General features: G+C 58.0%; 16 protein-coding genes. All 16 read left to right on the forward strand.

The genetic code is table 11. From position 1 onward, the window contains the following. Nucleotides 1–194 precede the first annotated feature (194 nt). Nucleotides 195–1,391, forward strand: coding sequence for a molybdopterin molybdotransferase MoeA (gene moeA / locus EL199_RS11005; protein WP_004141336.1), 1,197 nt, complete (start codon nucleotides 195–197; stop codon nucleotides 1,389–1,391). Further along, a complete protein-coding gene (gene moaA / locus EL199_RS11010; protein WP_004141335.1) occupies nucleotides 1,391–2,362 on the forward strand; it encodes a GTP 3',8-cyclase MoaA in 972 nt (323 codons plus the stop codon). The genes moeA and moaA overlap by 1 nt, the downstream gene beginning before the upstream one ends. A gap of 73 nt (nucleotides 2,363–2,435) precedes the next feature. Then, a complete protein-coding gene (moaB, locus tag EL199_RS11015) occupies nucleotides 2,436–2,969 on the forward strand; it encodes a molybdenum cofactor biosynthesis protein B (RefSeq protein WP_004141334.1) in 534 nt (177 codons plus the stop codon). A gap of 19 nt (nucleotides 2,970–2,988) precedes the next feature. Beyond that, on the forward strand, nucleotides 2,989–4,383 hold the full coding sequence (locus EL199_RS11020; RefSeq protein WP_004141333.1) for a pentapeptide repeat-containing protein: 1,395 nt from the start codon (nucleotides 2,989–2,991) through the stop codon (nucleotides 4,381–4,383). Continuing rightward, nucleotides 4,376–4,963, forward strand: coding sequence for a molybdenum cofactor guanylyltransferase (gene mobA / locus EL199_RS11025; protein ID WP_004141332.1), 588 nt, complete (start codon nucleotides 4,376–4,378; stop codon nucleotides 4,961–4,963). Before EL199_RS11020 ends, mobA begins: the two co-directional genes overlap by 8 nt. Next, nucleotides 4,944–5,435: a cyclic pyranopterin monophosphate synthase MoaC gene (moaC, locus tag EL199_RS11030; protein ID WP_004141331.1), complete on the forward strand. Its 492-nt coding sequence runs from the start codon at nucleotides 4,944–4,946 to the stop codon at nucleotides 5,433–5,435. Before mobA ends, moaC begins: the two co-directional genes overlap by 20 nt. Next, nucleotides 5,432–5,671 (forward strand): MoaD/ThiS family protein, encoded by a 240-nt coding sequence (locus EL199_RS11035; protein ID WP_004141329.1) that lies wholly within the window; start codon nucleotides 5,432–5,434, stop codon nucleotides 5,669–5,671. The genes moaC and EL199_RS11035 overlap by 4 nt, the downstream gene beginning before the upstream one ends. A gap of 3 nt (nucleotides 5,672–5,674) precedes the next feature. Next, nucleotides 5,675–6,097, forward strand: a complete 423-nt coding sequence (locus EL199_RS11040) for a molybdenum cofactor biosynthesis protein MoaE (RefSeq protein WP_004141327.1) — start codon at nucleotides 5,675–5,677, stop codon at nucleotides 6,095–6,097. Nucleotides 6,098–6,099: 2 nt separating this feature from the next. Then, nucleotides 6,100–7,137, forward strand: coding sequence for a HesA/MoeB/ThiF family protein (locus tag EL199_RS11045; RefSeq protein ID WP_004141325.1), 1,038 nt, complete (start codon nucleotides 6,100–6,102; stop codon nucleotides 7,135–7,137). Nucleotides 7,138–7,174: 37 nt separating this feature from the next. Beyond that, nucleotides 7,175–7,852 carry a molybdate ABC transporter permease subunit gene (modB, locus tag EL199_RS11050; RefSeq protein ID WP_004141323.1) on the forward strand — a complete coding sequence of 226 codons (678 nt, stop codon included), beginning with the start codon at nucleotides 7,175–7,177 and terminating at the stop codon, nucleotides 7,850–7,852. Continuing rightward, entirely contained in the window at nucleotides 7,849–9,267 is a 1,419-nt protein-coding gene (locus EL199_RS11055; protein WP_004141322.1) for a TOBE domain-containing protein, read from the forward strand. The genes modB and EL199_RS11055 overlap by 4 nt, the downstream gene beginning before the upstream one ends. A gap of 38 nt (nucleotides 9,268–9,305) precedes the next feature. Then, nucleotides 9,306–10,058 carry a molybdate ABC transporter substrate-binding protein gene (gene modA, locus EL199_RS11060; protein ID WP_004141320.1) on the forward strand — a complete coding sequence of 251 codons (753 nt, stop codon included), beginning with the start codon at nucleotides 9,306–9,308 and terminating at the stop codon, nucleotides 10,056–10,058. Between the two features lie 228 nt (nucleotides 10,059–10,286). Beyond that, entirely contained in the window at nucleotides 10,287–12,041 is a 1,755-nt protein-coding gene (gene ilvB / locus EL199_RS11065) for a biosynthetic-type acetolactate synthase large subunit (RefSeq protein WP_004141318.1), read from the forward strand. Further along, the gene (gene ilvN / locus EL199_RS11070) at nucleotides 12,038–12,544 is read left to right on the forward strand and encodes an acetolactate synthase small subunit (RefSeq protein WP_004141316.1); all 507 of its coding nucleotides are present in this window, start codon (nucleotides 12,038–12,040) and stop codon (nucleotides 12,542–12,544) included. Before ilvB ends, ilvN begins: the two co-directional genes overlap by 4 nt. Then, on the forward strand, nucleotides 12,544–13,557 hold the full coding sequence (locus EL199_RS11075) for a PDDEXK nuclease domain-containing protein (RefSeq protein WP_004141314.1): 1,014 nt from the start codon (nucleotides 12,544–12,546) through the stop codon (nucleotides 13,555–13,557). The genes ilvN and EL199_RS11075 overlap by 1 nt, the downstream gene beginning before the upstream one ends. Before the next feature lie 31 nt (nucleotides 13,558–13,588). Next, nucleotides 13,589–14,602 carry a ketol-acid reductoisomerase gene (gene ilvC / locus EL199_RS11080; RefSeq protein WP_004141313.1) on the forward strand — a complete coding sequence of 338 codons (1,014 nt, stop codon included), beginning with the start codon at nucleotides 13,589–13,591 and terminating at the stop codon, nucleotides 14,600–14,602. The last annotated feature ends 10 nt before the right edge of the window (nucleotides 14,603–14,612 follow it).

Genomic DNA, 14,612 nt, shown 5'->3' on the forward strand with positions numbered 1-14,612 from the left:
AATCCTAAAAAAACGATAAAAAAGGACTGCAACCATCTGATTTCACAAAATAGCTGGTAAAACAAAAACGCACACAAAAACCACATGCGGGCGGTTACAATGCCGCGCCATGCGATACTCCCAGCAAACCGCTTCCCTGCGAAATATCGCGTAACGACAGTCGACTCAAAACCACCACGCATTCAAGGAACCCCATGCAAACCCTCGACGAACTAAACGCGCAAATCGCCGCCACACTCGCACCCATCGCCCGCACCGAAACCGTCGCGCTGGATGACGCCTGCGGCCGCGTCCTCGCCGAAGCCATCACCTCAAACATCGAACTGCCCGTCGCCGACGTCTCCGCGATGGACGGCTACGCCTTCACCGCAAACAGCGGCGACACCCTCACCCTCATCGGCGAATCCATCGCTGGCCGTCCCTTTGCCGGCACCGTCGGCGCGGGCGAATGCGTGCGCATCATGACCGGCGCCGTCGTGCCCACAGGCGCGAACACCGTCGAAATGCAAGAAAACACCACACGCGACGGCGGCCGCATCACCCTCACCCGCCCTACCCCGCCGCGCGCCAACATCCGCTACCGCGGCGAAGAACTACAGCTGGGCGAAACCGTGCTGCAACCCGGCAAAATCCTCAGCGCCGCGGACGTCTTGCTCCTCGCCGCGCTCGGCTGCGCGCGTATCCGCGTTACCGCACCGCTCACCGTCGCCCTGCTTTCCAGCGGTGACGAACTCGTCGCCCCCGGCGAAGCGCTCACCGAAAGCGGGCAAATCTACGACAGCAACCGCGCCCTGCTGAAAGCACTGCTCAAAAGCCTGCCGGTGCGCGTGCACGACCTCGGCATCATCCGCGACGACCCCGCCGCCATCGAAGCCGCCCTACAACAAGCGGCAAACAGCGACGCCATCATCACCAGCGGCGGCGTCTCCGTCGGCGACTACGACTACCTCAAAACCGCCGTCGCCAAACTCGGCAGCGTCCAGGCCTACAAAATCAAAATGAAACCGGGCAAACCCTTCGTCTTCGGCAACATCGGCACAGCCGCCTACTTCGGCCTGCCCGGCAACCCCGTCTCCAGCTTCGTCGGCTTCAGCCAAATCGTCCGCCCGGCGCTGTGGCAGTTGGCGGGCGCAAACCCCTTGCCCGCACCGCTCACCCTGACCGTACCGCTCGCAGCCCCCGTGCGCAAAGCTGTCGGCCGCCGCGACTTCCAGCGCGGCATTCTGGAAAACGGCAGCGTCCGCCCACAAGGCGGGCAAGACTCGCACCGCGTTTACGGCCTTGCCCGCGCCAACTGCCTCATCGACCTGCCTGCCGACAGCGGCGACCAGCCCGCGGGCGCAACCGTTACCGTCTGGCCGTTCCTTGCCAGCCATCGCGGGGGCGACTGATGCTGATAGACCCCTACGCGCGCCGCATCGCCTACCTCCGCCTCTCCGTTACTGACTTCTGCAACTACCGCTGCGTCTACTGCCTGCCGGACGGCTACCAAGGCTGCGGCAGCGCGGACGAACTCAGTCTTGCCGAAATCCGCACCCTTGTCGCCGCCTTTGCCGCCTGCGGCACCGAAAAAATCCGTCTCACCGGCGGCGAACCCACCCTGCGCGCCGACATCGCCGACATCATCCGCATCTGCGCCAGCACCCCCGGCATCCAAAAAGTCGCGCTCACCACCAACGGCCACCGCCTCGCCGAGCACTACCCGGCGCTGCTGGATGCCGGCCTCGACCAAATCAACCTCTCCGTGGACAGTTTCCGCGCTGCCACCTTCCAGCGCCTCACCGGCAAAAACCACCTGCCCGCGCTGCTTGCTACCATCGACGCCCTGCTCGCGCGCGGCTACCACCACCTCAAACTCAACGCCCTGCTGATGCGCGACAGCGCCACCGAACTCTACGAAGACACCCTCGCCTACCTCAAAACCCGCCCGCTAACCATGCGCTACATCGAACTCATGCAAACCGGCGACAACGCCGCGCTCTACCAACGCGCGCACATCAGCGCTGCGCACATCACCGCGCGGCTGCTTGCCGATGGCTGGCAAGAGCGCGAGCGTAGCCCGCTTGCCGGCCCCGCGCGCGAATACCACCACCCCGACTACGCCGGACGCATCGGCATCATCGCCCCCTACGAAAAAACCTTCTGCACAAAATGCAACCGCCTGCGCGTCACCGCACGCGGACAAATGCACCTCTGCCTGTTCGACAGCCTCAACTACGACCTGCGCTCGTGGCTGCGCGCGGGCGACACCGAAGGACTCATCGCCCAACTACACCAACTCATCGCCCACAAACCCGAACGCCACCACCTGCACGAACAAAACCCCGGCATCATGCGCCACCTCGCGCAGATAGGAGGATGACCGCGCAGATTGAGTTAGCGCACAGCGCGTAACCCAACAAACCATAGCTTTTACCACCCAACCGGAAACCCTCATGAGCCACAAAGCCCCCAAACCTTTCTACCCGCTGAACATCGCCATCCTCACCGTCTCCGACACCCGCACGCTCGCTGAAGACACCTCCGGCCAATACCTCGAAGACGCCGTGCGCGCCGCCGGACACCACCTCGCCGCGCGCACCCTGCTCACCGACGACAAATACCACATCCGCGCGCAAGTCGCCGCCTGGATAGCAGATACCAACATCCAAGTCGTGCTGATTACCGGCGGCACCGGCTTCTATGGCCGCGACAACACCCCGGAAGCCGTCGCCGTCCTCTTTGACAAAACCATCGACGGCTTCGGCGAAGCCTTCCGCGCCGCTTCCATCGCCGACATCGGCATGAGCACCCTGCAATCCCGCGCCCTCGCCGGCATGGCAAACCGCACCGCCGTCTTCTGCATGCCCGGCTCAACCGGCGCCTGTAAAACCGCCTGGGAATACGTCCTGAAAGACCAGCTCGACTCCCGCACCCGCCCGTGCAACTTCTATCCGCATCTGACGCGCAGCGATGACAATCAATTATGAACTTACATTTGGAGCGCTAATGAAAGAAAAAAAACGAATAGTCTCTTTATTGAGCATATTTATTATTTTATTATTTTGCTTAATATTTAAATACAATCTAATATTTGATGAATGCAATCGCATATGGAATTGGATTTTATTGCCTATTATTTTGCTTGTTACTCTAATAATTTTTAATTCTCACAACAAAATTAGACCCGTTATTATATTATTAACATCAGGCCTAACAATATTAACTCTATATTTAATAGTAAAATATGGATTCCCACAATTTATAGAGACCAATGTAGAAAAAATTATAGGAGCAAACGGGATATGGACTTTTATGGCATTAATAGTTTCCGCCCCTACTGCATTTGCTATATGGCATTTTAGAGATTCTAATAATATTCAGCAGATAGAAAATGATAGAAAAGATGTAAATTTAAAAGAATTTCAGAAAATTGTAGAATGGGTTGGAAATATAGACTCTAATACTGACACATCTTCTCCTTTGATTGTTTCTTCTGTTTATAACTTACTTCCATTTCTCCGAGGCGATAGAGGAGAAGATTTTATTAGTCCTGCCTTAAACTTGTTGATTTCTGCTTGGTACAAATTACAAGAAAAAAATATTCGGGCAGTGCGAAATCTAAAATTTGATAGTCATTATTTTCCTTTAAAAACAGACCATGGAAACTCACTTGAAGAACTATATGATTTACTAAATAATATTAAAAGCACTAGAGATACCTTTCTAGCCAAAGCAATAACGAAGGTTTTGCTATCAGATGGTGGTGATAATTTAAAAAGAGACCCTAAGATATTTAATAGTTTATGTCTTATTGGAATGGATTTTAATCTGTATGGCTTAGAACATAATAAACTAAAGAATCTATTTGTAAATATAGAAGGAAATTTAGATAACCTAGAGTTACAGGGATGCAACTTAGATAAATTTAATTTCCGTGGCTCAGAGTTAAGACGAGTTTATTTATTAGGCGCTTCATTAAGGGAAGCTATTTTTCAAGATTGTTCAATATTCTTAGATAACCTAATTGGAGCAGATATATCTGGATCAAATTTGATTGACACAACATTTGATCAAGTGATTTTAGGTAAACCATGTACACTTGATCCCCCTAATGATAGGTGGCAAGTAATATGCTATGGAGCATTTATGCTTCATGAAAATTATAACGAAGATAAGTTTTCTTTAGATATGGAAGATATGAAAGGTAGCGGCATTATTTTCCTTAATGCAAAAAGGCAATGGATTCCTAAAAAACACAAAATATATATTGCAAGAAATGTGGGTTCTATCGAAAGATATAGCAATACCTTACAAAGATATACTGTAAACAATAAACTCACTAATGAAAATAATGCTTGTTGGGAAGTAAACCCTAATTGGTGGACACCATACGATGACTGACACCCTCACCCTCCTCTGCGGCGGGCAGTCGCAGCGCATGGGGCGCGACAAAGCCCTGCTCGAATACCACGGCGAAACCCTGCTTGCCCGCCATCTGCGCCTTGCCGACGCGGCAGGCATGTGCGTTTACCTTGCCAGCGGCGGCACCGCTTACCCGCATCCGCCCGCGGTGCAGACGGTCGCCGATGCGCTACCTGAACGTGCCGGGCCGCTATCGGCGCTCGCGGGCGCGCTTACCGCGATTGCAGCGGCAGGCGGCACGGAAACGCTGCTGTTGCCGGTCGATACCTTGGTCACACCCACGATGCTGCGCGATGCGCTCGCCGGCGCGCCGCCCGCGCCGTTCGTCTGCATCGTGCAGGATGGCCAACCGCAGCCGCTTTTCGCCCGTGTATCTACCACGCTGTTGCCGCGCCTGCACGAATGGCTCGAAAGCGGTCTGCGCCGCATGATGCCGCTTGCCGCGCTATCCGGCGTGCGCTACGTCGTCATGCCTGCCGACTGGCCGCAGCCCATCAACTTCAACACCCTCGAAGACTGGCAAACCTTGGAGAACAGCGATGCCCTTCACCCATCTTGACCGCGACGGCAACGCACACATGGTGGACGTTGGCGACAAAAGCGCCAGCCGCCGCGAAGCCACCGCCAGCGCGCGCGTTTCCTTCCCGGCGGACGTCTATGCCGCGCTGCGCGAGAGCGGCGGCGAGACGCGCAAAGGCTCTATAACCGCCACCGCGCAAATCGCGGGCATCATGGCTGCGAAACAGACCGCCAACCTCATCCCGCTCTGCCACCCGCTGCCGCTCGACAAAGTCGCGCTTGAATTCGCCTACGATGACACCGCCTGCGCGCTCGACATTCGCGCCACCTGCCGCGTGACCCACAAAACCGGCGTAGAAATGGAAGCGCTCACCGCTGCCAGCGTCGCCGCGCTCACCATCTACGACATGTGCAAGGCGCTGAGCCACGACATCATCATCGAAAGCGTCCGCCTGCAAGGCAAAAGCGGCGGCAAACGCGACTTCAACCGCGAAACCGGAGCACAGCCATGACCCTCACCATCCTTTATTTCGCCCAACTCGCCGAAGAACGCGGCGCGGCGCAAGAACGCCTCACAGGCGACTATGCCGACCTTGCTGCCCTCTATAACGCCCTGCACGCACAATATCACTTCAGCCTGGCGCAAAACCAACTGCGCGTCGCCCGCAACCAGATGTTTGCCGAGTGGACAGACGCGCCGCAAGACGGCGACGAAATCGCCTTCATCCCGCCGGTATCGGGGGGCTAAACCATGATCTTCCACATCACCGAAACCCCCATCGACACCGCCGCCGCCCGCCTTGCCCTCTGCCAGCCACAATCTGGCGGCTACGTCAGCTTTGAAGGCTGGGTGCGCGACCATCACGCGGGCAAAGCCGTCTCCCACCTCATTTACAGCGCCTATCTCGGCATGGCAGAGCGCGAAGGCACGCGCATCATCAGCGAAGCCAAAGCACAATTCGACATTGACGCCGCTGCCTGCATGCACCGCATCGGCGCCTTGCAAATTGGCGAACTGGCGGTGTGGGTCGGCGTTGCCGCCGGACACCGCGGCGATGCCTTTGCTGCCTGCCGCTACATCATCGACCGCATCAAAGAAACCGTCCCCATCTGGAAAGACGAGTATTACAGCGACGGCAGTCGCGCCTGGGTGCTGAACCACCACTGCGGCTAACCATGCACCCCCCCGATTTCTCCCGCCAGCTCAAAGTCGCCGGCATGACCTCCGCCGCGCAGGAAGCGCTTGCCCGCGCGCGCGTCATCATCTTCGGCGCGGGCGGACTGGCGGCAACTGCCGCGCCCTGGCTTGCTGCCGCCGGCGTCGGACATCTCACCATCGTCGATGCCGACACCATCGCCGCCAGCAACCTGCACCGGCAAACGCCCTACACCTACGCCGACCTCGGCGCAAAAAAAGCGACAACACTCGCCGCTTACTGCCAGGCACGGATGGCAGACGGCGCACAATGCGAGGCCATCGCGCAGACGCTTGACGGCGAGGTGCTGCTTGCCGCCTTGCGCGCGCACGACCTCGCGCTGGATTGCACCGACAGCCGCCACTTCGCCTACCAACTAAACGACGCTGCGCTCATCACCGCCACGCCCGTCGTCTATGCCAACGCCGCCGCGCTCGGCGGGCAACTGTTCACCCTGCACCCATCACGTGATGCGCCCTGCTGGCGTTGCCTCTGGCCGGAAGACATCGCCCCCGGCGGCAACTGCGACGCACTCGGCGTGCTCGGCCCCGTGCCTGCCACCCTCGGCCTATGGCAGGCGCTGGAAGCGCTGAAAATCCTCACCGGCTTTGCCGCGCCACTCGCGGGCGAAGTGCTGCAATACGACTTCGCCAGCATGCGGCAAACCCGCATCCGCGTACCGCGCCGCGCTGCTTGCAACCACCAGCCGCAAACATTCGCCGCCCCCATCCACGCCGAACTCACCACCGCCTTGGCGCAACACTGGCGCATCATCGACATCCGCAGCGCCGCCGAACGCGCCGCCCTCGCCCCGCCCTTTGCCAGCGAGCATATCCCCATGCCGCAACTGCTCGCCGCTCCCGCCGCCTACCTCGACGCAGGCGCGCCCGTGCTGCTCATCTGCGCCAGCGGCCAACGCGCGCAAAACACCGCCCGCACCCTGCGCGCGCAAGGCTACGCGCAGGTTTACGCCTACGGCAAGGCGTGGGCGGAGGCAACAACGCAGGGCGGGTCTTGAGCCACCAAAACCCGCAATCCAGTAGAAACACCAAACCATGCACCCCGTCCTCACCCCGCTTCTGCTCTCGCTCAAAGTTGCCGTCTGCGCCGTCGCCATCAGCCTCGTCCTCGGCGTGCTGTGCGGCTTCCTCCTCGCGCGCTGCCGCTTCCCCGGCCGCGAACTGCTCGATACCCTCCTCACCCTGCCGATGGTGATGCCGCCGACCGTGCTCGGTTTTTATTTGCTTGTCCTCTTTGGCCGCCGCAGCGCCATCGGCGGCTGGTTGAACAGCATCGGCATTGAGCTTGTCTTCACCTGGCAGGGCGCAGTCGTTGCCGCGGCGGTAGTCGCCTTCCCGCTGATTTTCAAACCGGCGCGGGCAGCGTTTGAACAAGTTGAGCCGCAACTGGAAGCGGCGGCACGTTGCCTCGGTCTGTCGTCTGCCGCCGTTTTCTGGCGCGTTACCCTGCCGCTTGCCTGGCGCGGCATTCTTGCGGGAACGCTACTTGCCTTCGCTCGCGCTCTCGGCGAATTCGGCGCGACGCTGATGCTCGCCGGCAGCATCCCCGGCAAGACGCAAACCCTCTCCATCGCCATTTACGAGGCGGTTCAAGCCGGACGCGATAGCGATGCCAACGGCATGGTGCTGCTCATTTCCGCCGTTTGCGTGGCGGTATTGCTCGCCGTCGGCACCCTTGCCAGCGGCAAAATTCCGCGCGGAGGGGTGAAATGAGCCGCTTCGACATCCGCGTGCAAAAATCCCTGCCTGGCGTCCGCCTTGACGCCCATCTGCAAACGGATGCCGCGCGCGTCGTCATCATCGGCGGCAGCGGCAGCGGCAAAACGCTGTTTATGCAGGCCGTCGCCGGCTTGTACCGCCCCGATGGCGGGCATATCCGCATCGGCGAGCGCGTTTTCTACGACGGCACGACCAACCTGCCTACCGCGCGGCGCAACGTCGCCTATCTCTTTCAGGATTACGCCCTCTTTCCGCATCTCACCGTCGCGCAGAACATCGCCTTCGGCCTGCACAGCGGCTGGCGCAACCCCGGCCGCCGCCAACCGCGCGGCGAAGTCGCGGCATGGCTGGAACGGCTGCACATCGCCCACATTGCCAACGCCTACCCGGCGCAACTCTCCGGCGGACAAAAACAGCGCACTGCCCTCGCCCGCGCGCTCATCCGCCGCCCAACGCTGCTCCTGCTTGACGAACCCTTCTCGGCGCTCGATACCGGACTGCGCGCGCAAATGCGGGCGCTCGTCGGCGAATTGCAGCGCGAATACAACGTGCCGCTGCTGCTCATCACCCACGACCCCGCCGACGCCGAAGCGCTTGGCGATGTGGTGTACCAAATGAACCGCCACGGCGAGGAAGCGGGCCTGCAAGCGGTAAGCGCGCCGCCCGTTAGCGCGCCTGCGGCAGAAATCCGCGTGAACGGCATCCCGCTTGCCGAGCCGCACAGCCTGCAACTGCTCGCCGCACTGGCAGAAACCCCTGCCCTTACAACCGTCTGCCAGCGCCTCCATATCCCTGTGAAGCGCGCGCAGGACACCCTGGACGGGCTCAACAACCTCGCCGGCGCCGCCCTCACCCGCTGCGACGGCGACAAAACGCACCTCACCGCAGACGGCCACGCCTGGCTCGCCCGCGTGCGGACACAGGCGGAAACCTTCCGCCAATTCCTTGCAACCCATAACATAAACCCAACGGAGTTACTCGCCATGCACTTTAATATCTCAACCCGCAACCAGCTCAAAGGCACCATCAGCGCCGTGCAGGAAGGCGCGGTCAATAGCGAAATCGCCATCAGCATCGGCGCGCACCCATTAACCGCCATCATCACCCGCGCGAGCGCCGAACGCCTCGGCCTGAAAGCGGGCGTAGAAGCCTATGCGCTCATCAAAGCCAGCGACGTCATGATTGGCAGCGCCGACATCGCCGCGCAAATCTCGGCGCGCAACGCCATCCCCGGCACCATCAGCCGCATCGAAACCGGCGCGGTCAATGACGAAGTAACGCTGGATATCGGCGACGGCAACAGCCTGGTCGCCATCATTACCCGCACGAGCGCCGAACGCCTCGGCTTTCGCGTCGGGCAAAACGCCTGCGCCATCATCAAAGCGTCCAACGTGATGATTGGCTGCTAAACCTCCCTCCCCCACCTCAAACCCATCTGGCGAAACCCATGAAAAAACGCATCCTGACCGCCCTTGCGGCCACCATCGCCCAAGGCGCTTTCGCCACCGACATCACCGTCTCGGCCGCCGCCAGCCTCACCGACGCCTTCGGCGACATCGCCAAGGCCTATCAGGCCAAATACCCCGACGCCAAAATCGACCTCAATTTCGCCGGCTCCGGCGCCCTCTTGCAACAAATCAGCAAAGGCGCGCCGGTGGACGTGTTCGCCTCCGCCTACACCGTCACCATGGACAAAGCCGCCGACTACATCGACCCGGCCACACGACAAAACTTCGTCGAAAACCGCCTCGTCGTCATCATGCCGAAAGACGCGAAATGGGACGGCAAAGACCTCGCCGCGCTGCTGGACGACAAAGCGCTGAAACGCATCGCCATCGCCCACGTTGAAAACGTCCCCGTTGGCCGCTACACCAAAGGCGCGCTGGAAAAAGCCGGCCTGTGGGACAAACTCGGCGAGCGCAACCTGCCGACACAAAACGTGCGCCAGTCGCTGGACTACGTTGCCCGTGGCGAAGCGGATGCCGGATTTGTCTATGCGACCGACGCCGCCATCATGCCGGACAAAGTAAAAATCGTGCTGGAAGTGCCACTGGACAAACCGCTGGTGTACCCCATCGCCGTGCTGAAAAACAGCAAAGCGGCGGACGAATCCAAGCGCTTTGTTGCATTCGTCACCGGCGCAGACGGACAGAAAATCCTGCAAGGTTACGGCTTCAGCGCACCGGCTGCCGCCAAATAATCCCTCACCACGAAAAGCGGCGCTACGGCGCCGTTTTTTAATCCATGACAGACGCTAACGGGCTGTATTCCCAGACATAACGGCAGCCCGCATCCTTGCAGCGCATCTGCCGCTTCAACATCACGCATAGCGACGGCATCACTTTTACCGCAGCGTCTCAAAATGCGCTTGACGCCGCCCAGCCGCTTGCGTACTGTTACCCGCCCGAATCAAGAGCGAGGCAAGGCTATGGCGAAGAAAAAACATCATCTGAATGGTGCAGAAATCATCATCGAGGCGCTGCGAGAGGAGCAGGTTGAATACGTTTTCGGCTATCCCGGCGGCGCCGTGTTGCATATCTACGACGCGATTTACAAACAAAAAGACATCGTGCACGTGCTTTCGCGACACGAACAGGGCGCGATACACGAAGCGGACGGCTATGCGCGCGCTTCCGGCAAAGTCGGCGTGGCCATCGTCACCTCCGGCCCGGGGCTGACCAACGCCGTCACCGGCATCGCCACCGCCCACGCCGATTCCATCCCGCTCGTCGTCTTCTCCGGCCAGGTGCCGTCGGCGTTAATCGGTAACGACGCCTTTCAGGAAGTGGATGCGGTTGGCATCACCCGCCCCTGCGTCAAACACAGCTTCCTCGTCAAAGACGTGAACGACTTCGCGCCGACCATCAAAAAAGCCTTCCACATCGCACGCAGCGGTCGCCCCGGCCCGGTGCTGATTGACGTACCGAAAGACATTACCGGCACATTCACGACCTTTTCCTACCCGGAAGGTATCGAAATGCGCTCCTATCAGCCGACCGTCGAAGGCCACGTCGGACAAATCAAACGCGCCCTGAAATCGCTGAAAAAAGCCGAAAGACCGATGCTCTATTTCGGTGGCGGCGTCATTCTTGATAACGCGGCGGAACAACTGACCGAAGTCGCGCGCCGCCTCAATCTGCCCGTTACCGCAACGCTGATGGGGCTTGGCGGCTATCCCGGCAATGACCCGCAATTCCTCGGCATGCTCGGCATGCACGGCACTTACGAGGCGAACCTGGCGACGCACCATTGCGACGTATTATTCGCGGTGGGCGCGCGTTTTGATGACCGCGTGACTGGCGACTTGAAAAAATTCTGCCCACAGGCGGAAATCATCCACGTCGATATTGATCCCTCTTCCATTGCGAAAAACGTGGTCGTGCATATCCCCATCGTCGGCTCGGTGCGCGCGGTATTAAGAGAAATGCTGCGGCAAATGGGCGATGAAAAAGCGGACAAGGCACAAACGGCTGCCTGGTGGCAACAAATCGAACAATGGCGCGCGGTTAATTCATTGCATTATGCGAAAAGCGAAGATCGCATCAAACCGCAGCAAGTCATCGAAACACTTTATAAACTCACCGGCGGCAATGCCGTGATTGCCTCTGACGTCGGCCAACACCAAATGTGGGTCGCACAATATTTCCCCTTTCACGAGCCGCGCCGTTGGATCAATTCCGGCGGCCTCGGCACCATGGGATTTGGTTATCCGGCGGCAATTGGCGCGAAAGTCGCCCGCCCCAATGAAGACGTCTTCTGTATTACCGGCGACGGCTCCATTCAAATGATGATTCAGGAAATGACCACCGCGCTGCAATACCATATTCCGGTCAAAATCCTGTGCCTTAACAACGGCTATCTCGGCATGGTGCGGCAATGGCAAGAATTCTTCTACGACAAACGCTATTCCATGAGCTATATGGAATCACTGCCCGATTTCGTCAAACTTGCCGAAGCCTATGGCCATAGCGGCGTGCGTATCGAAAAACCGCAAGAACTGGAAAGCAAACTGCGCGAAGTCATCGCCATGAAAGACAAAACCGTCTTTGTCGATATTATTACCGACCCGACCGAAAACGTTTATCCGATGATTCCCGCAGGTGGCGGTCAGGCAGAAATGATTTTGGGGCCGAGTTGCAGCCTCAACCAAGATGGCGACAGTCAGGAAATGGTGCTGGTATGAATAACAAAAGACACGTAATCTCCCTCTTGATGGAAAACAAGGCCGGCGCGCTTTCGCGCGTGGTCGGACTCTTTTCCGCGCGCGGTTTTAACATTGAAAACCTGAACGTCGCCCCGACGCAAGATGAAACCGTTTCCCGCCTGACGCTCGTCACCTATTGCGATGAAAAACTGATTGAGCAAATCAACAAGCAGCTCAATAAACTGATCGAAGTTATCAAGCTGGTAAACCTCACCGATGCCGAATTTGTCGATCGGGAAATGCTGCTCATCAAAATCAATGTCGATGCCAAACAGCGCGGCCATTACTTACAATTGGCAGAAGCCTTCCGCGCGCGCGTCATTGCCATTACCCCGACGACCGTTATCTTTGAAGTCACCGGCTCGCAGCGCAAACTCGATGCCTTCATTGACGTATTGGAATCGGACATTATCGTCGAAATGGCACGCACCGGCATGACCGGCCTCGCCGCGACCGGTTCGGGGAAATGCCTGGAATTGTAATGCTCGCGGATAACAGCTTAATCCACGACATCAAAACCATCATCGCCCAATCGCGTGAGCAAGCGGTGCGCGCGGTCAATCACGAGCGCACCGTGATGTACTGGCATATTGGTCAGCGGATTTTTGAAGAAGAACAGCGCGGTAAAGAACGGGCGGATTATGGCGCGTATCTGGTGCAGATGATTGCCGAGCGCTTGCAGCCGGAATTCGGCAGCGGCTTTTCCAAGCGGCAGATTGAGCGCTGTCGTCAATTTTATCGCGCATTTCCAATTGCGTCCGCACTGCGGACGCAATTGAGCTGGACGCAGTACAAGATGCTGTTATCCATTGATAACGAAGACAAAAGAGAATTCTACATTGCCGAAAGCGTGAAGAATAACTGGACTTCGCGCCAGCTGGAGCGGCAAATCAACAGCCAGCTATACGAACGTCTGCTACTTAGCAATGACAAGCAAAGCGTGCTTGCTGTCGCCCGCAACGAACGCCAGCCGGTCAATCCCAAAGAAATCATCAAAGATCCGATGGTGCTCGAATTCCTCGGTTTACAGCGCGAGGCGGCCTATTACGAAAAAGATTTGGAAGGCGCGATTATCAGCCATTTGCAGGATTTTCTGCTGGAACTCGGCAACGGTTTTACCTTTGTCTCGCGGCAAAAGCGCTTGCATCTCGATGGTGATGACTTCTTTGCCGATCTTGTTTTCTATAACCGCCTGCTGCAATGCTTCGTTATTATCGAAATCAAGACGCACAAACTGACGCATCAGGATATCGGCCAGCTGCAAATGTATGTGAATTATTATGACCGCATGGAAAAGCAGCCGCATGAAAATCCGACTATCGGCATCCTGCTGTGCGCCGATAAAAACGATGCCGTCGTCAAATTCAGCCTGCCGGAAAACCAGCAACAAATCATTGCCAGCCAATACCGTCTCTATCTGCCCTCGGAAGAAATCCTGCTGGCAGAAATGCACAAAGAAATCGCCGAATTCGAGCAGCGCGAAACCCTTTCCTAATTCCTAACCCTTCACAAACACAGGAGCAACAATGAAAGTCTATTACGACAAAGACGCCGACATGAGCGTACTGCAAGGCAAAACCGTCGCCATCATCGGCTACGGCTCGCAGGGCCACGCCCACGCCAACAACCTGAACGAAAGCGGCGTGAACGTCGTCGTCGGTCTGCGCGAAGGCGGCGCCAGCTGGAAAAAAGCGGTCAATGCCGGCCTTGCCGTCAAACCGGTGAAAGAAGCGGTCAAAGGCGCGGACGTCGTCATGATTCTGCTGCCGGATGAAAACATCGCCGAGGTTTACCGCGACATCGAAGCGGACATCAAAAAAGGCGCCGCGCTCGCCTTCGCCCACGGTTTCAACATTCACTACGGCCAAGTCGCGCCGCGCGCCGATTTGGACGTCATCATGATTGCGCCGAAAGCCCCCGGCCACACCGTGCGCTCCACCTATCAGGGCGGTGGCGGCGTGCCGCATCTCATCGCCGTTCACCAGAACGAAAGCGGCAAGGCGCGCGACATTGCGCTTGCCTACGCGGTTGCCAACGGCGGCGGCAAAGCGGGCATCATCGAAACCAGCTTCAAAGAAGAAACCGAAACCGACCTTTTTGGCGAACAGGCCGTACTCTGCGGCGGTACCGTCGAGCTCATCAAAGCCGGTTTTGAAACGCTGGTCAATGCCGGTTACGCGCCGGAAATGGCCTACTTTGAATGCCTGCACGAGCTCAAACTCATCGTCGATCTCATCTACGAAGGCGGCATTGCCAACATGAACTACTCCATCTCCAACAACGCCGAATACGGCGAATACGTTACCGGCCCGCAAGTCATCAACGACGAAAGCCGCTACGCGATGGAAGAATGCCTGCGCAACATCCAAAACGGCGAATACGCCAAACGCTTCATCAGCGAATACAAAGTGGGCGCGCCGTCCATGACCGCCCGCCGCCGCCAAAATGCCGAACACCAAATCGAGATCGTCGGCGCCAAACTGCGCGAGATGATGCCGTGGATTAAGGCGAACCGCCTCGTTGATCAGGAGAAAAACTAAAATCCTGCGC

It is taken from the genome of Cardiobacterium hominis (genome assembly GCF_900637305.1).
In the GTDB taxonomy this organism is placed as follows: domain Bacteria; phylum Pseudomonadota; class Gammaproteobacteria; order Cardiobacteriales; family Cardiobacteriaceae; genus Cardiobacterium; species Cardiobacterium hominis.